The following is an 18,804-nucleotide window of genomic DNA, read 5'->3' as shown; positions in this document are numbered from 1 at the left end:
AAAGACACAGGGGGCAACTTCTGTGTCTTTTTTTGTTTGAACCTTAGCAAGTGCAGAATAGTGAAATAGTTATATTTCTTGAGTATTTTTCTGGCTTTCGTTTTTTCGCTAATAGAATCCTGTTTTGTTTATTGTTAACAGATATAATTTAACCAATAATTAATTTGAAAATTTGACTTTCTTTGAAATAATCATTGGAAAATACTCTTATTTGCCATAAACTTGTGCACGTTTATTGCCAAGCAACAAAAGATTTTTCGCTCTTTATAATTGCATATTTTAATTCTGAATGGCCGCAACTATGTAAGAATTAAGCCTCTCTATTTCGTCCTACGAATGCGAGAGAATTATTGGAAAATTACCATTATTACCCAATAACTTAATATAGTTCGCCCATGAGAAAGTTTTTATCCACTCTCTGTTTAGTAGGTGCGATGCTGACATGCTTGGTCAGTCACGCACAAGACCGCGTTTTAAAAGGAAAAGTCCTTGACAAAGACGGCGCTCCACTTCCTGGAACCAGTATCGTCATCAAAGGTACTGACCGAGGTACTTCGGCCAGTTCTACGGGAGAGTTTAGCCTCTCCGCTCCTCCTAGTGCCACTACGCTAGTGCTTTCGTTTATCGGTTACAAGCCCCAAGAGATTGCTATCGGCGCGCAAACTTCGTTCAACATTACGATGGTAGAAGATGCGTCCATTTTGAACGAGGTCGTTGTCACTGCCTTGGGTATTGCCCGTGAAAAGAAAGCTTTGGGCTATTCGGTGCAAGAGGTAAGCGGAAAACAAATGACACAAGCTCGGACCACCAACTTTGTCAATGCCTTGGCTGGAAAAGTGGCTGGGGTACAAATTACGGGCTCGAACGGTGCACCAGGGGCGTCGTCGCGGATTTTGATTCGTGGTACAAGCTCCATTGGGAGCAACAACCAGCCGCTTTTTGTGGTTGACGGTGTGCCCATCGACAACGGTAACTACGGCTCAGGAACGGGTGTTGACTACGGAAACGGTGCGGCGTCGATTAACCCCGATGACATTGAAAACGTGAGCGTACTAAAAGGGCCAAGCGCAGCGGCTTTGTACGGTTCGCGCGGTGCTAACGGCGTTATTTTGATTACGACCAAAAGTGGAAAAGGCGCGAAAGGTATTGGCGTTTCGGTCAACTCTAACACCGCTTTTGATACCCCTTTCCGTCTTCCTGAATGGCAAAACGAGTACGGCCAAGGAAACAAGGGCTTGTTTTCGTTTGTGGACGGAACGGGCAAAGGTGTCAACGACGGAGTGGACGAAAGCTGGGGTCCTAAAATGGACGGTCGCTTGCTTCCACAGTTTGATTCGCCGCTGGATGCTAATGGCGTTCGTACGGCGACTCCTTTTGTGCCTCATCCTGATAACGTTACCAACTTTTTTGAAACAGGTAAAACTTATACCAACAACATCGCCATTACGGGCGGAAATGAGAAAGGAGACTTCCGTCTTTCGTTTACCAACTTGAGCCAAACGGGAATTTTGCCAAACACCGATTACAAACGCCGTACGGTTTCGTTGAACGCAGGATGGAATTTGACCAAAAAATTGAGCATCCGCGCAACGGGTAACTATGTGGTGGACGGTAGTGATAACCGCACCAACTGGGGGCTTTATTTTATTTGGTTTGGTCGCCAAGTGGATATGGAGAAGTTGAAAAATTACCAAGCTCCCAACAGCATTTATCAGTACAACTGGAACTACAACTACTGGACAAACCCGTACTACGTGTTGAATTTGAGTACGAAGTTTAACCAACGCGACCGTGTATATGGAAACTTGGCTGCTACGTATAAATTTAACGACTGGTTGACATTGACAGGGCGTTCAGGAACGGACGTGTATATTGACCGTCGCAAAACCAAAAATGCAGCCCGTATCGACAACCTCAACGGTGCGAAACAGTACGATAGCTACAATGAAGAGCAGATTTTTATTCGGGAATCGAACTCGGATGTATTGTTGAGCGCGACCCGCAAGTTTGGTGACTTTGACGTGTCGGCCAACGTGGGCGCTAACCACCGTAGCAATTATTACCAACGGAATTATATGGGGGCGACTGAATTAGCCATTCCGCGCGTGTGGAACCTCGGTAATTCTCGCCAAGCCAAAGTGGCCGAAAACTCTTTCTCCGAAAAAGCAGTAAACAGTGTTTATGCCGCGGCTAACTTCGGATTCCGCAACTATCTTTTCTTGGATTTGACAGCACGAAACGACTGGTCGAGTACCTTACCTGCCAACAACCGCTCGTATTTCTACCCATCGGCGGCATTGAGTGCCATTGTAACCGACATTTTGGGCTTAAACTCCCCTGTATTATCATTTGCCAAAGTACGCGCAGGGATTGCCCGTGTAGGGAACGACACCGACGCCTATCGTTTGATTCAAGCCTACAAATACGAAAATCCTTGGGGTAGCACGCCTTCGTTGTCAGAAAATAACGCGATGTTGAACGCTTCCCTCAAACCAGAGTTAACAAACTCGTACGAAATCGGGGCAGAATTTAAGTTTTGGCGCAACCGCGTAGGTTTGGACGTAACGTACTACAACAAACAGTCGTCGAACCAGATTTTGGACGTAAATATCTCGCAAACAACGGGCTTTAACTCTAAATTGTTGAACGCTGGAAAAATCGAAAACAAAGGAATTGAAGTACAACTCAGTGCTACGCCTGTAAAAGTGGGTGATTTTCAGTGGGATGTGGCAGTTAACTGGGCACGTAACCAAAACAAAGTAATCGAATTGGCCGATGGCTTAACAACCTACACCTTAGGAACCGTTCGCGGGATGACCATCGAAGCACGTGTAGGGCAGCCTTACGGTACGTTCTTCGGACAAGGTTTTGCCCGTGACCCAAGCGGTAATATCATTTACGATAAAAGTGGCTATCCAACGCTCAACCCAACCCGCCGTATCTTAGGAAGTTTCACGCCAAAGTGGTTGGGCGGTTTGCAGAATACATTTACGTACAAGAGCGTTTCGTTGAGCACCTTGGTTGATGTAAAATACGGCGGGGATATCTTCTCGCAAAGTGTGAACATCGGTCGTTATACGGGGGTATTGGCTGAGACGGTGTTAGGGCGCGAAACAGGAATCATTGGCGAAGGAGTTGTTAATACTGGCTCTGCTACCGAACCTGTATATGTACCAAACACAACCAAGATTTCGTCGGAAGAATGGCACCACAAATACTATGCGTTGACCAACAACGAAATGACGATTTTTGATGGTAGCTACGTAAAACTTCGCGAAGTGAGATTGAGTTACATGCTTAGCAATCAGTTGATTAAAAAATTACCTGTTCGCGACATTACGGTGTCGGTCGTAGGCCGTAACCTCTGGTTGATTCATAGCAATGTGCCACACATCGATCCTGAAACCAGTTTCTACAACGATGGCAATTTGCAGGGAATCGAAAATGGTCAAATCCCAACAACCCGCTCGGTTGGCTTTAACATCAGTTTTAGCTTGTAAAGGTGTTAAGGTCAGACGGTAGTCAGACCGTATTTTTATCGGTTTGGTTGTCGTTTGACCTATCACATAATCATCGGTCTGACTGTCGTCTGACCTTCGTTAAAAAGTTATGGTCTGACTGTCGTCTGACCTATCACATAATTTTTCTATTACGACAATGAAAAGACTTTTTTCTTCTTTCCGATACAAAGCCGCGTTGGCGGCGGTGATGCTGAGTGTCTCGGCGTGCACCGACAAATTTGACGAAATGAATACCAATCCCAATGCCCCAGCTACGGCAACGGCCGACCTGTTTTTGCCGCACGGAATTCAGAGTGCGGTTGATACCTATTGGGGCGGCTCGCTGGGAATGGATATTGGTAACTTAATTCCGCAGTATTGGGCGCGAATCCAATACACCGACATCGACCAGTATTCTATCTCAAGCAGTGTGTATAGCGATACTTGGCAAACGTTCCACATCGAAGCCTTGGCCGATTATCAACGTATTTATAAAATTGGGGCAGAGATTAAAAACCCCAATTACCAAGCCGTGGCCATCATCATGCGCTCGTGGGTGTATTCGCTACTGACGGATATTTACGGAGACATCCCGTATTCTAAGTCGCTGCAAGGGCTGGAAGGAGAGTTACAACCTGCGTATGACACCCAAAAAGACGTGTATGCAGGTCTAATCAAAGACCTCAAAACGGCCAACGACATGATTGATGCAACGGACAAAACCAAGGCGATTGCGGGCGATATTTTGTTTGCCAATGACGTGACAAAGTGGAAAAAATTTGCCAATTCGTTGAGCCTTCGCTTGTTGAATCGGATGTTGGGCAAAACCGACGCGGCCATTGATGTAAAAGCCGAAATCAACCGAATTTTGAGCGACCCCGCTAAGTACCCTGTGATTGGGTCAGTGTCGGAGAATATTCAGTTAAATTACATTGATGCAACAAACAACAACAATCCGATTAACCAAAACCGCAAAACGCGCGACGATCACCGCGTAAGTGCTACGCTTGTGAATAAGCTGGCGGCCTTGAAAGATGCGCGCTTGGCCGTATATGCCGATAAACCTGCCGACGGAGGAGATTATAAAGGCGTACCAAACGGGTTGTCAAATGCCGATGCCAATACGCTAGGCTTATCGAAAACCTCGAAAGTTGGAGCGTTTTTTGTGAGCGCGACGGCACCGGGCGTAATCATGTCTTACGCAGAATTGTTGTTTATCAAAGCCGAGATGGCTTACAAAGGTATCACAGCTGCGGGCGATGTGGCTACTAACTATACCAATGCCATCACGGCGTCGCATAGCCAATACAAACTAACCGTGGGGGCGGACTACTTAGCCGCCAACGTGCTTAAATCAGGAGCCGATGGTTACAAGCAAATCATGGAACAAAAATGGATTGCGATGTACGGACAAGGCGTTGAAGCTTGGACGGAATTCCGTCGTACGGGTATTCCTGAATTGAAACCAGCAGTTATCAACGTAAACGGAGGTGTTATTCCAACGCGTTTGCCCTATCCAGGCTCGGAAGAATCACTGAATTACACCAATTTTAGTGCGGCCTTGAAAGCCCAGGGAGGTGTCAACGACATGAAGCTAAAACTTTGGTTTGCCAAGTAAGTGATTCATACATACATTGTTCTATCCAAAAACCCCAGCTCTTTTGGCTGTGGGTTTTTGGCAATTTACTGATAATTAGGTTTTTTTGATTGTTCATTTGTTTCTCAATAAACTAGTTAACCATTCCCATGAAATACCTTTTCCGTTCCACCCTTTCTGCCTGTTTGGCGGCGGCGACTTTTACCGTTTCGGCACAAGATGACGCTGCTTTGCTAAAAAAAGCAAAAAAAATCCACGACAAAGCCTTTACGCTAGATACGCACGCCGACACGCCGATGCTGCTGGCCCGCGGAGGGTTTGACATCACCAAAGACAACGATGCCCGCACAACCAACAGCAAGGTGGATTATCCACGCATGGTTCGCGGTGGCTTAGATGCCATCTTTTTTGCGGTGTATTTGGGGCAAGGCCCGCGCACGCCCGAAGGCCACGAAACGGCTAAAAAACGGGCATTGGAGATTTTTGATGCGGTTCATACCTCGCTAAAAAATACGAGCTCAATGGCTGCCTTGGCTACAACGCCCGAAGAAGCCATAAAGATTGGTAAAACGGGCAAACGCGCGATTTTTATTGGGGTAGAAAACGGCTACACCATTGGTCACGATTTGGGGATGTTGCAGAAGTTTTATGACTTGGGTACGCGTTATATGACGCTTTGCCATTCGAGCAACAACGACATTTGTGATTCTTCTACCGATCCAAAAGGTGCTGAATACCAAGGGTTAAGCCCGTTGGGTGAGCAAGTTGTGAAAGAAATGAACCGCTTAGGGATGATTATTGACGTATCGCACGTGTCAGATTCAACTTTTTATGATGTGATTCGCCTCTCGAAAGTGCCCGTGGTAGCGACACACTCAGGAGCTAAGGCTATTTGTAATCACCCGCGCAACCTGACCGACGATATGCTAAAGGCATTGGCTAAAAACGGCGGTGTTGTTCAACTCAACTTGTTGAGCGATTACGTTAAAACCATTCCACCAAGTGCCGAAAGGGAAGCGGCGATGAAGGCATTATATACCAAATACAACATCAAAGACCGTCGTGGAATGATGACCTTGCCCGAAGCGGAACAACAAAAAGCCCGCGCTGATTTTATGGAGTTGAACAAAAAATTCCCTGTTCAATTGGCCACGGTTAGAGATGCCATTGACCACATCGACCACATGGTGAAGCTCATCGGTATCGACCACGTAGGAATGGGTGCCGACTTTGACGGTGGCGGTGCTTTGGCCGACTGCTTCGACGTAAGCCAATACGAAAACATGACCATCGAACTTGTGCGTCGTGGGTATTCAAAGAAAGACATTGAGAAAATTTGGAGCGGCAATTTCTTCCGCGTGATGAAAGCCGTAGAAAAAGGCAAAACGGGCGAAGTAAGCCTGAAATAAAAGTAAGTGAGACAACAACGAAAATGAAAAGAGTCGGGCAGTTGCTCGACTCTTTTTTGTGAAAAAAAGCTACCTTCTCGAAAGTTTTAAAACTTTCGAGAAGGGCTGGCATAATTTTTTTTGCTATTATTGATACTTACCAACGACGATTAATGATGCTGCCTATGTTTTTTCTACGTTCAAAATTACCCCAATTTGCTTTCCTTTTTTTCTTGATAATTGGCTCCTTTGTTGTTCATAGTCAGTCACTTTCTGGGATTAAACTGCCTTCTTTTGCTGAGGACACCCTGAACCGTGTTTCGATGCGAGGAATGTTCTCTCAACTTAATAACACGGCTACCATCAGTGATTGTAAGACGGGGAAAATAGTGCACGTTTTGCCCCAAAAAGCCTACAAAGACCTCATGGAGGCGTACCAAGAAGTGAAACAAACGGGTGAAAATAGAATGTACGTCGAAATACAAGGATATTTTAACGACAATCGTTCTGAAAAACTCATTGTTGAGGAACTGCGTTTTTACGAGAACACCTCGGTTTGCCCTTCAGTCGCCAAATCTTACATTGCCCGTATGAAGGCCGATTTTGTCGAATATGGTGAAATGACCGTCGGTTGGGGGATTAAATTGGGCATTGCGACGCTGATACTTATTCTGGGATTTGGGCTCATTAATTTTTTGGATAAACCGCTCAAGTCGTTTATCGATAAACGCAGCACCATCGACCCCTCCGTCAAGAGTTTTTTAAAGAGTTTGTTGTTTATCAGCCTCCGAATTACGCTCATTATGATTGCGGGTGGTTTTTTAGGGATTCGGGTGACGGGGATTGTGGCCCTGTTTAGTGCGGCTACGTTGGCCATTGGTTTTGCCCTGCAGGGGAGTTTATCCAATTTTGCGGGAGGCTTTATCATCTTGTTGATGAAGCAATTTAAGGTGGGAGAAAAAATCACCGCCCAAGGCTACACGGGGCAAGTGCGTGATATTTTGATGTTTAATACCGTTTTGGATACGGGTGATGGCCGTCGGGTAATGATTCCAAACGGGCCGCTGCTCAACAGCACCATTATCAACCATACCCGAGCGGGATACGAAAAACGGGTACTGAAGATTTTTACTACTTCTGACGTAGATACGGAGCACCTAAAAGCCATTATTTTGGACCAAATGGGCACGCTAAACGATGAAACATTGAAGCTTGCCCCCGATGTAAAAGTCACCGACTGGAACGGCGACCGCCTCGAAATCACTTTGTCGTACCAAACACCTGCGGCACTGAGCGGAGGTGTTTATGAGAAGGTCATTCAACAAATGAACAACCGCCTGCGTGCAGAGGGAATCAAACTGTATCCTTCTATGGCTACGACCTAAATAAAGATCGAGCTGTGGGTGGGGAGCTTTGTTGTAATCTGTTTTGTGAAATTTGGTATCTTTGTTAACTATAACCAGAAAAAGACATGAAGGCACAAGATGTTATCGAAATCAGTAGTGAAATACTGGCAGGTACACCTGTATTTAAGGGTACGAGAGTCGCTATCAAAACTCTTTTTGATTATTTGGAAGTCAGTTCATTAGATGATTTTTTGGAAGGTTTTCCTACAGTGACTCGTAACCAAGCTGAGGCTGTTATCGAGTTGGCTGCCAATTTGTTATATACCTATACTAATCACTATGAAGCTGCTGCTTGACGAAAATGTTGACGTGCGCATAGGGGTGGTGTTTCGGTGAATTGTCATAGCTTCAAAACAGTCAATTAAAAACGTTTCGAACAGCTATGAAAAAGTCATTAGTCATCTTTTTGTTTGCGCTTCTTGCCCTATTTGCTCAATCGTGTGTTTTTATCTCAGAAGGCACACTTACGCCCCTTGATCCTACGTCCCAAACTTTCAATCTCCGCGATTTTGACCAGCTCGAAATGGGCAATGCCTTTGATGTGCGCGTTCGGCAGTCGGGGCAGTTTAGCATTTCGGTGCGGGGCGACCGCCGCGACGTTCAAGATTTGGACGTGTATGTTGACCGCTCAGGTAAGTTGGTGATGAAATACCGCAATTGGCGCGTTCGCCGCTACGACATGGAAGTGGACATTACGATGCCTACCCTTACTGAGGTTGATTTCTCAGGAGCTACAACTTCGACCATCGAAGGTTTTACCAACGGCCGTACGCTCGACGTCGAATTATCGGGCGCTTCTAAGTCGGTGATTGATAGTGATTGGGATCGTATCAATGTGGATCTTTCGGGGGCATCAGACCTTGTTTTACACGGGCAAGGGCTTACGATTGCGGGCGAATTGTCAGGTGCGTCGCGCGTTGACGCCTTCGATTACCCCGTTGACAACGTTGATTTAGACCTTTCGGGTGCAAGTACCGCGCGCGTACTGGTGGGCAAAACCTTGAGAGTCAACGCCAGCGGAGGCAGTACATTACGCTACCGTGGCACGCCCGAATTGCGCTCCAATATTTCGGGCGGAAGCACCGTAAAGCCAGATTAAGCCAAAAAATTCCTACCTTTGTGGTTCTTAATTGAAGCCGTTATCGGTTATCGGTTATCAGTTATCCGTAGAATATGCGGTTTACTATTAACGGCTAACGGTTAACGGCAATTTAAAAAAATTGCCCAATGAACTACAAAGAGTATAAAGGTCTGGACTACGCGCAGGTGGGGAAAGAAATCCTGCAGTTCTGGAAAGAAAATCAAATATTTGAAAAATCAGTCGAAGTACGGGAAGGGTCACCGTCGTTTACGTTTTACGAAGGCCCCCCATCGGCCAACGGGACGCCTGGGATTCACCACGTGATGGCCCGTACCATCAAAGATATTTTCTGCCGCTATAAAACCCTTCAAGGCTACCAAGTGAAACGCAAAGGGGGCTGGGATACGCACGGCCTGCCGATTGAGCTTCAAGTAGAAAAAGAATTGGGCATTCGCAAAGACGACATTGGGGTAAAAATCAGCATCGAAGATTACAACAAAAAATGCCGTGAGGCCGTCATGCGTTTTACCGATTTGTGGCTCACCATGACCGAAAAAATGGGGTATTGGGTGGACATGGACGACCCGTACGTGACCTACAAAAACGACTACATCGAAACGCTTTGGTGGTTGCTCAAGCAGCTGTATGACCAAGGTCTTTTGTACAAAGGCTATACCATTCAGCCGTATTCTCCAGCGGCGGGTACGGGGCTTAGTTCGCACGAGTTGAACCAGCCTGGTACGTATAAAGATGTAAAAGATACGACCATCGTTGCCCAGTTCAAAGTGAAACTAACGGGTAAATCAGCCTATTTGTTTGACACGGCCGACAGCGATGAGGTATATATTTTGGCATGGACGACAACCCCTTGGACGCTTCCTGCGAATTCGGCCTTGACGGTTGGAAAAGACATTACGTACGTCCTTATCAAAACCTTTAATCCATATACGTTCTTGCCCATCAATGTGGTGTTGGCGAAAGATTTGGTGGGGAAATATTTCTCAGAAAAAGGCAAAGATGGCGATTTCGCAGCCTACAAAGACGGCGATAAAGTCATACCTTGGTCGGTATTGATGGAATTCAAAGGCGAACACCTCGAAGACATTCAGTACGAGCAATTGTTGCCTTACGTGCAGCCGCTCCAAGATGCGGATAAAGCTTTTCGCGTTATTTTGGGCGATTTCGTTACGACCGAAGACGGTACGGGCGTTGTGCATACCTCTCCAACGTTTGGCGCGGATGACTTCCGCGTGGCGAAAGCCAACGGCGTGCCTGCCATCATGGTGCGCGACGAAAGCGGCAAAGAAGTACCCATCGTTGACCGCCAAGGGCGTTTTGTCAAAGAAGTAGGCGAATTTGGCGGACGGTTTGTCAAAGAAGAATATTACTCGACCGAAGAACGCAATGAGCCTGATTTTCGCCCGACGGATGTGCTTATCGCCATCAAATTGAAAGAAGAAAATCGGGCGTTTAAAGTGGAAAAATACGAGCACCCTTACCCACACTGCTGGCGTACAGACAAGCCCGTATTGTACTACCCACTCGATAGCTGGTTTATTGCTACGACCAAGAAAAAAGACCGCTTGGTAGAACTCAACAAAACCATCAATTGGAACCCTGAAAGCACAGGAACGGGGCGTTTTGGAAACTGGCTCGAAAACCTCGTGGACTGGAACCTTAGCCGTAGCCGCTACTGGGGTACACCCCTGCCGATTTGGCGCAGCGAAACGGGCGAAGAAGCTTGCATCGGGTCGGTGGAAGAACTGACCAATGAACTCCAAAAGGCGATTGACAGCGGCGCTCTTAGCCCTGAGCAACAAGCCAAGAATGCGTCTTTCTTGCAATCAAAAGGAACGGAAGCCTTTGATTTGCACCGCCCCTACGTTGACGAAATCTTTTTGGTATCGGCCTCGGGCAAAGTGATGTTCCGCGAGCCTGACCTCATCGACGTGTGGTTTGACTCGGGAGCGATGCCGTATGCGCAGTTCCACTTCCCGTTTGAGAACCTCGACAAGTATCCGCAAAGCATGGGCGGTACGGCAAGCGAAAGCAAAACGTCGTTCCCAGCTGATTTTATTTCGGAAGGAGTTGACCAAACGCGCGGTTGGTTCTTTACCCTCCACGCCATCGCAGGTTTATTATTTGATTCAGTATCGTTTGAAAACGTAGTTTCGACGGGCTTGGTGTTGGACAAAAACGGCAATAAAATGTCGAAACGTTTGGGCAATGCCATCGACCCTTTTGAAACGATTGACAAATACGGCCCCGATGCGACGCGCTGGTACATGATTACGAATGCCGAACCGTGGGATAACCTCAAGTTTAACCTCGACGGCATCGCCGAAGTACAGCGTAAATTCTTTGGAACGTTGTTCAATACCTATAACTTCTTTGCGTTGTACGCCAACCTCGATGGTTACAAAGTGGAGCAGTTTAACCGCGTTCCGCGCGAACAACTGAGCGAACTCGACCGTTGGATTATTTCAAAAGTTTATACCCTTGTGAAAAACGTGGGTGAGCAGTTTGATGGATACAATCCTACAAAAGCGGGACGTTTGATTCAAGATTTTGTGTGTGACGACCTTTCTAACTGGTACGTTCGTCTCAACCGCCGCCGTTTTTGGCAAGGAGAAATGACGGACGACAAGCGCGCTGCGTACGAAACCCTCCAACATTGTTTGGCGGCAGTAGCACAGTTGATGTCGCCAATTGCGCCTTTCTTTGCCGATTGGCTGTACCGTAACCTCACCGACCACGTACGTGCTGAGTCGATTGAGAAAAATACGCCGTTCAAACACGAATCGGTGCATTTTACTGAATGGCATACGTACGACGAGTTCTGGGTAGATGCCGAGTTGGAGCAATCGATGCAGTTGGCACAAGACATTTGTTCGTTGGTACACTCGTTGCGGAAAGGACACAAAATCAAGGTGCGTCAACCGTTGACCAAAGTGTTGATTCCTGTCTTGAGCGACAAAGTTCGGGAGCAAATCGAGCACGTAGCGCCTATCATCATGAGCGAGGTCAACGTAAAGGGCGTTGAGTTTGTGAGCGATGATTCGGGAATTTTGAAGAAGAAAATCAAGCCAAACTTCAAGGCGCTTGGGCCTAAGTACGGCAAAAATATGAAGGCAGTGGGCGAAGTAATCAACGCCATGAATGAAGAACAAATCCGTGAAATTGAAAGAAACGGACAAGTGACTCTTACTGGCGGCGATACGACGTTTGAAATTCTTTTGGCCGAAATCGAAATTTTGACCGAAGACGTTCCAGGTTGGTTGGTAGCAAGCCAAGGCAGCCTCACCGTGGCGTTGGACGTGACCATCACCGACGAATTGCGCCGTGAAGGAATTGCGCGTGACGTAGTAAACCGCATCCAAAACCTCCGTAAAGACAGTGGTTTTGAAGTAACGGACAAAATCGCTATTCAGTTGGAAAACAACAATGCCGAGCTTGCCGACGCCGTTGCGACCAACAAAAGCTACATCTGCCAAGAAGTTCAAGCCGTTCAACTCGACCTCGTTGCTGACCTCAACGGCAGCGCTTCCGAAATCGAAATGGATGAGTTTTTACTCAAAGTGAAGATTGAAGTAGTATAAATTACCCATTGCGTTCGGGCTATCACCCGAACGCAATGCCTTAAAATTTAACCAATAATTCGGCTTGTTCGCGGAGGAGTTTATTGATGAGCGGGTCAATGACTTCCCCATCGACAAAGTTCTTTTTCATAAACGGAATTTTGACCCGCTGGGCAAGTACGTGCATTCCCAAATAGCTAAAGACGTCGATTAAGTGGCTCAGTGCCAAAGCTGACCCTTGTACGCCATCCGAAATTCCGACCAACGCTGCCTTCTTGTGGAGCAGCTCGCTAGGGTAGCCAAGCCCGTCGATAAATACTTTGAGCGCCCCAGGAAAAGAACCGTTGTACTCGGGGACGATGAAAACATATTTATCAGATTCCTTCATTAGTTGGCGATATACATTAAAAGACTCATTTTTGCCGTTGTTTTCGTATAAAGCCGATCGAATGAAATCATCGGGCAGGTCTGCAATATCTAAAATCTGACTTTCGGTATGGAGTTCAGAGAGCAGGGTTTGGTAAAAAGTAGCCACCTGCTTCGATTTAGAACGGCGGCGATTTGTACCTACAACAATGGTAATCATAGAGTTTTGGAGAAAATATTTTTAAATGTAACTCAAAACTTACCGTAAATTGTTCTGAAAAAGTTAATCAAATTACGATTCCTCAAAAAACTATCTACACATGGCTCGTTTTTCTCGTCTTCACGTATATCAAACCTTACTCGATGTTCCTATTGTTCCCCTTTTCAGCAGCCAAGACCTTGATGTTTGCAAAAACGTCCTAAGCGCTTGTTATAAGGCTGGAATTCGGGTATTTGAACTGACCAACCGTGGAGATTTTGCCCATGAATTGTTTGCGGAGTTGGTAAAAACCGCCCGTACCGATTATCCCGATTTGATTTTGGGCGTGGGAACTATCATCGACCCTGCTACGGCGGCTTTGTATTTGCAGTTAGGCGCTAATTTTATCGTCAGCCCAAGTTTTGATGCCGACGTTGCCAAAGTGTGCAACCTCCGAAAAATAGGCTATTTGCCAGGCTGTGCCACGTTGACCGAAATCTCAACGGCGGAGTCGTGGGGCGTAGAAATCATCAAACTGTTTCCAGGCGACACACTTGGGCCTTCGTTTGTGAAAGCCCTAAAAGCACCCATGCCCTGGACGACCGTACTGGTGACGGGCGGCGTAGAACCAACCGAAGAAAGCCTAAGTACGTGGTTTGGCGCAGGGGCGGATGCGGTAGGTATTGGCTCGCGCTTGCTTACCCCCGAAATTCTCCAAAAGAAAGACTGGGAAGCCCTCGAACATCGCGTAAAGAACGCCCTAGCGCTCGTGTGCTAAGGGTTTCTCTTGTGTGGAGGTTTTCTCAAAACCCGCCTCTCGTGTGCTAAGGTTTTCTCAAAACCCGCTCTCTTGTGTGCTGAGGTTTTCTCAAAACCCGCTCTCGTGTGCTAAGGTTTTCTCAAAACCCGCTCTCGCGTGCTAAGGGTTTCTCAAAACCCGACCCTGTGTGTCCCAAAACAAAAACTTTGAAGTAGATTCCAACCATTTTAGCTTCCATAGCGTCATAAAGTCAGAACGGATTGCATGAAAGATGAACGTACGCTAGTTGAGGGGTGTCGAAATAAAGACCGCATTGCCCAACGAACGCTCTATGAGCGCTTCGCTGGACGGATGTTTGCGGTCTGTCAGCGCTATACCCGTAGCCGTTTTGAGGCTGAAGACGTACTTCAAGAAGCATTTGTGAAGATTTTTACGCAAATACACACCTTTCGTTACGATTGCCCGTTGGAGGCATGGATTAAAAGAATCATGATAAATACGGCCATTTCGTACTTACGTAAGGAAAAAGCCTATTTAGACCAAGCCGATGTGGACGACTATGCCGATGCGGTTTCGGAGGGCGAAACGACCGTTTCGGGTATGGAATACCAACAACTCCTGGGCATGGTGCGTGAGCTGCCTGCGGGATGTCAGTCCGTCTTTAATCTGTATGCCATTGAAGGTTATCAACACAACGAAATTGCCCAAATGTTGGGGATTTCGGAAGGAACCTCCAAATCGCAGTATGCTCGGGCAAAGCAGCTTTTACAAGCTAAGATTTTAGAAACAAACAATACGAACTCTTCGTAGAGCGAAAAAGAAGTGTGGGAAAAAACAAAGAGTTTGTACATCAATTGAATACTACAACCAACATGGCTTCTTCGGAAGAACATACATTTGAAAACGAATGGCGGCGACGTTTCGACGACGCTTCTGAGACGCCCCCACCTGCTTTGTGGGAGCGCATAGAGGCGCGCTTAGATGAGGAGGAAGAAGAGCGCGTCATGGTAATTCCTTTCTGGCAACGGACACAGCAGCTGCGCTGGGTGGCCGCGGCGAGTGTTACCGCTTTGCTTTTGGCCGTGGGTGGATGGTGGCTAAAAACCAACCTCCCCGAAAAATCAGTGGCTGCTTCGACGCAATTGGCCCAACAACCACGCGCTACAGAAACCACTAAATTGGAAAACCTAAGTGTGCCATCAGCCAAAGAAAATGACCCCAAAACAAGTTTGGCTGCGAAGAGCGAACCTGTTGTCGATGAGGGTGTTGCAGAGACGCCAACGAAAGTGACACGAGAAAAAGAACAAGTCACTGCTGCACCTTTGTCGGGAGAAACTGCTCGGCTTATGGCTAGTTCGTCTAAAAGAAATGGGGGGCAAAAAGGAAGAGCTGCGAGACAAGAATCGAAGCTGCCCGTTACACCAGCTTTGATTTCGCCTTTTTCTGAACAAACAATAGCCTCAGCAACGACCCAAAACATAACGCCCAGCAGCGGAGAAAAAATGAATGCGAAAGGGGGGACTTCAGCCGAAATACCAGTGGCAGGTTTCTCAGAAGGAGGGCAGGTCGCTGCTCCATCAGAACCAAAAGTAAGCCCTGAAATGACATTGGCGTTTTTAGAAAGTAAACAATTGCGGCAATTAGTAGGGCATCCAAAGCGTCAACCTTGGGTAGCTGTCCCTTCGGAACCTATCGACTTTGTAAAACCCAAACAGTTGCCTAAAGAATACTGGGCCTCGGTGGGGGTGATGCCAGCAAGCTACAATGCAGGGGTGGAAATAGGCAGAAGGGGAATGTTGGCGGCTGCAAGCAACACACCTTTATATAACAATTTGGCGTCGTTTAACAACTCCGCACGAACTTCTTCAGGTACGAACCGCTCGGCGCTTTCGTACGCGTTTCAGTGGCAAGGGGGAGTGCAGTTATCCTCTCGTTGGTCGTTGGAAAGCGGAGTCAACTACCTTCAAGGGAACTCTATTTACCAAGGTGTGAATGCGTTTAGTACGTTGAGTAACAGTTATATCAATAGCCTTGAAAGCGCGGTTAATTTAAGCGATAACAACGTCCCTCGTTACGATTTGGCAACCATCGGTTCGGATAAGTCACTCGTCCAAACCTTATCTACTACGCAGGATATTAGCAACTCATATCAGTTTGTACAAGTGCCAGTTCAAACGGGTTTTGCGCTTATTAAACCCAAACGTAAGTTTTCATTGTGGCTTTTGGGGGGAGTTATCAATAATATTTTCTTGAAAAACTCTTTCCAAACGGGGCAAGATAACATGGTAACGGTGAGTGGCAACGACAGCCCTTACCGCCGCTTATCGTTTGCGGCTACTACAGGTATGCGCCTTCAATACAAAGTCAATAAGCGCTGGACGACCTTACTGTCAGGGAATTATCAGCGGTCGGTAGGTTCAACAACCCGAGCCAATGCAGCTTTCCAATCTCGTCCTCAGCTCATGGGGGTAGGTGCGGGAGTTCGGTATGGATTTTAGTTGACATTTTGGGCAAACTGTGCCATGGTTGTGGTCGGTTTGCCAAGTTCTTCCCACGTATTTTGCGCAGCGAATGGTTCGGGATGTTCAATCATTGCCTTGATGACATGATAACCGTAATCAGCTTGGCGGTTTAGCAACCCTGCTGTTTTTAAAACCCACAGCGGTAGTTTTGCCGTTTTTAGAGCACGCTTGCTGTAATGCGCTCGATAGATTTCAGCGGCTTCGTCAACCGTCAGCGCTTCTGGCCCTTGTACTACATATTCTTTGCATTGGGTGGAAAGAATCAAGAACGACTGCGCTACTTGTTTTCCATAATCAGCCCCTGCAATCCAGTAATTTTTCACAAGTGGCGTACCTGCCAATAAAATCCTGCCACTCTGAACCATTCGTTCGGGAAAAGTTTCCATGAACGACGATGGGTAAAAGATTGTGTAAGGAATGCCCGTCGCTTTGATGCGTTGAATGGCTTGGCGTTTCCAGTCAAAAATCCACCACTGAAATCCTTGATAAGCTTGGATGATGGAAGATAAATACGCAATGCGTTGAATCGGAAATTCACCAACGACCGAGAGGATATTTTGGAGGCCGTCGCGTTCGCCAATAAAGTCGGAAGGGCGGGCCGTTTGCTCAAACGAAAGACTCAGATAGATTCCTTCGGCTCCTTCTAGCGCCTTACGAATGGCCGACGTATCAGCCAAATCGCCTTTGATTAACGTAACCGATGCAGGTAAATTTTCTTTTGCTTTTTGTGGGTTTCGTACCAAAGCAGTTACTTCAAAACCCGCCTCCAAGAGCGCATGTACAACGGGTTTGCCCAATAACCCTGTCGCACCAAAAACAGTGATTTTTTTCATCTAAATGAGCTTCATTTTATTACTTATTGCCAAGTAAAACCTCAGGAGCTACCATAACCCGCGAGTTTTCAGAAGCATTTTCGAGGTTGAGAACACCGCGGGGGCATACGGCAGAACAAATGCCACATCCTACACACGACGACCGCACGATGTCTTGGCCGCGTTGGGCGTAAGCGCGCACGTCGATGCCCATTTCGCAGTAGGTCGAGCAGTTGCCGCAAGAGATGCACTGACCGCCGTTGGTGGTGATGCGAAAACGTGATTTTTTTCGCTGCCACATACCAAGGTACGCCGCCAACGGGCATCCAAAACGGCACCAAACGCGGTTGCCCATCATTGGATATAAACCCGTTCCGACCACCCCCGCAAAAATGCCTCCTATCCAAAAGCCATACAACGAACGTACGCTGTAACTATCAATAAAAAGTACCGTAGAAGAACCGCTAAAGTAGGTGTATAAAACCATGGCCGTCATCACCACTGCCGCGCCCAACACCGCATGAATGAGGTAACGCTCAATTTTCCAGGCGGCCAAAGATTTATCCGAAAGTTGTCGATAAGGATCACCGAGGGTTTCGGCCAAGCCACCACAGCCGCATACCCACGAGCAATACCAACGTTTTCCGAAGAAATAGGTCAAAATAGGTACGCCAACGACGAACAACACAATGCCCCAAACCAACATAAAAATGCCTAAATTCCCACTTTGGAGAAGGCTGTTGAGGTTATAATCGAAGAAAAAGTCGTAGTCGAGCGGCCAAATATTTTTGAAATCGAAATAAGGCTTATTGAGGCTTACCAAGATTTCGGGCAGAAGAAAAGCAACGGCCGTTTGAAAAAACACTACCGAGGCCGTCCGCACTTGCTGGTAGCGGTTGTGGCGGTATTTGATGGCCATTCTTACCCCCATCACCAATACACAAACCGTGTAAATAAACCCATACAAAAACCACCGACTCGCCTCTGCACCATTAAGCGCTCGACTGATGGGGTCAACGAGCATTGTCCAGTTGGCTAAGTATTGCGGATAGTAATACAGCGTAATGTAAAAAAGAATGAGAAATGCCCCGATACCTTTGGCTATCCACCCACGGTTGGTTGAAGCATCTTGAAAAATACCGTTGTTTTTATTGCCTGCCAATTGGATAAGTGCGGGAAGAATAAACAAGAGAGCCCCAACGATAACCAGCCCAAAGGTGAGTCCAAACCACAACCAAGGTTGTTGTTTGAGCGGGCCTGAGGCGGCGGCTTTGGTGAGCGCGAAGCTGTACTCATCGTAGATGACTTTGTCCCATTGTTGGGCAGTGCGGTATTCGTTGTTAAGGTTGTTGAGGACGGTATCAAAGGCACACGTAAACTCCCAACCCGATTGGAAGGTTTTTTGAACCAAAGGCTGCAACCGTACGCCCAGTGTAGCTTGGTGTTCGGGTTTGAGGTGGGAAGAAATCAGGGTAGGAGTGAGGGTAAATTCATTGAGGGTAAGGGTGGATAGCCACAACCCAAAACCTGCTAAAAGTAGATACAAACCCAGCCGAGATAGAAGTGCCATTTTCTTCAAGTATTTATGGCGAAGA

The 18,804-nt window shown here is 47.0% G+C and carries 13 protein-coding genes; 10 read left to right on the top strand and 3 right to left on the bottom strand.

The genetic code is table 11. The annotated features are described in order from the left end of the window. Positions 1-395 precede the first annotated feature (395 nt). The 7 genes from FHS57_RS13950 to ileS all read left to right on the top strand — a co-directional run bounded on the left by FHS57_RS13950 (position 396) and on the right by ileS (position 12,571). Positions 396-3,500: a SusC/RagA family TonB-linked outer membrane protein gene (locus FHS57_RS13950; RefSeq protein WP_183974576.1), complete on the top strand. Its 3,105-nt coding sequence runs from the start codon at positions 396-398 to the stop codon at positions 3,498-3,500. A 157-nt stretch (positions 3,501-3,657) separates the two neighbouring features. Further along, the gene (locus FHS57_RS13945; protein WP_183974574.1) at positions 3,658-5,118 is read left to right on the top strand and encodes a SusD/RagB family nutrient-binding outer membrane lipoprotein; all 1,461 of its coding nucleotides are present in this window, start codon (positions 3,658-3,660) and stop codon (positions 5,116-5,118) included. A 128-nt stretch (positions 5,119-5,246) separates the two neighbouring features. Beyond that, positions 5,247-6,506, top strand: a complete 1,260-nt coding sequence (locus FHS57_RS13940; protein WP_183974572.1) for a dipeptidase — start codon at positions 5,247-5,249, stop codon at positions 6,504-6,506. Positions 6,507-6,808: 302 nt separating this feature from the next. Continuing rightward, positions 6,809-7,870 (top strand): mechanosensitive ion channel domain-containing protein, encoded by a 1,062-nt coding sequence (locus FHS57_RS13935; RefSeq protein WP_221225630.1) that lies wholly within the window; start codon positions 6,809-6,811, stop codon positions 7,868-7,870. An 86-nt stretch (positions 7,871-7,956) separates the two neighbouring features. Then, positions 7,957-8,187 (top strand): DUF433 domain-containing protein, encoded by a 231-nt coding sequence (locus tag FHS57_RS13930; RefSeq protein WP_183974568.1) that lies wholly within the window; start codon positions 7,957-7,959, stop codon positions 8,185-8,187. A gap of 86 nt (positions 8,188-8,273) precedes the next feature. Next, a complete protein-coding gene (locus tag FHS57_RS13925) occupies positions 8,274-8,990 on the top strand; it encodes a head GIN domain-containing protein (protein ID WP_183974566.1) in 717 nt (238 codons plus the stop codon). A gap of 128 nt (positions 8,991-9,118) precedes the next feature. Beyond that, positions 9,119-12,571, top strand: coding sequence for an isoleucine--tRNA ligase (ileS, locus tag FHS57_RS13920; protein WP_183974564.1), 3,453 nt, complete (start codon positions 9,119-9,121; stop codon positions 12,569-12,571). A gap of 40 nt (positions 12,572-12,611) precedes the next feature. Here ileS and FHS57_RS13915 read toward each other — a convergent pair whose 3' ends face one another. Then, a complete protein-coding gene (locus FHS57_RS13915; protein ID WP_183974563.1) occupies positions 12,612-13,136 on the bottom strand; it encodes an NADPH-dependent FMN reductase in 525 nt (174 codons plus the stop codon). A 100-nt stretch (positions 13,137-13,236) separates the two neighbouring features. Here FHS57_RS13915 and FHS57_RS13910 point away from each other — a divergent pair, with 100 nt between their 5' ends. From FHS57_RS13910 to FHS57_RS13900, 3 genes are all read left to right on the top strand, one after another. Further along, positions 13,237-13,893 (top strand): bifunctional 4-hydroxy-2-oxoglutarate aldolase/2-dehydro-3-deoxy-phosphogluconate aldolase, encoded by a 657-nt coding sequence (locus FHS57_RS13910; protein ID WP_183974561.1) that lies wholly within the window; start codon positions 13,237-13,239, stop codon positions 13,891-13,893. Between the two features lie 246 nt (positions 13,894-14,139). Beyond that, entirely contained in the window at positions 14,140-14,685 is a 546-nt protein-coding gene (locus FHS57_RS13905) for an RNA polymerase sigma factor (RefSeq protein ID WP_183974560.1), read from the top strand. 44 nt (positions 14,686-14,729) lie between these two features. Continuing rightward, complete coding sequence (locus FHS57_RS13900) at positions 14,730-16,373, top strand: anti-sigma factor (protein ID WP_221225629.1); 1,644 nt, start codon at positions 14,730-14,732, stop codon at positions 16,371-16,373. On the opposite strand, the gene FHS57_RS13895 is transcribed toward FHS57_RS13900, so the two are convergent. After that, positions 16,370-17,230 carry an SDR family oxidoreductase gene (locus FHS57_RS13895; protein WP_183974558.1) on the bottom strand — a complete coding sequence of 287 codons (861 nt, stop codon included), beginning with the start codon at positions 17,228-17,230 and terminating at the stop codon, positions 16,370-16,372. The genes FHS57_RS13900 and FHS57_RS13895 overlap by 4 nt on opposite strands. A gap of 19 nt (positions 17,231-17,249) precedes the next feature. After that, positions 17,250-18,779: a 4Fe-4S binding protein gene (locus FHS57_RS13890; RefSeq protein WP_183974557.1), complete on the bottom strand. Its 1,530-nt coding sequence runs from the start codon at positions 18,777-18,779 to the stop codon at positions 17,250-17,252. Positions 18,780-18,804 lie beyond the last annotated feature (25 nt).

The organism is Runella defluvii, from assembly GCF_014195535.1.
In the GTDB taxonomy this organism is placed as follows: domain Bacteria; phylum Bacteroidota; class Bacteroidia; order Cytophagales; family Spirosomataceae; genus Runella; species Runella defluvii.
Note: the sequence above shows the minus strand (reverse complement) of the source record. Positions and strands in the feature narration are given on the sequence as shown.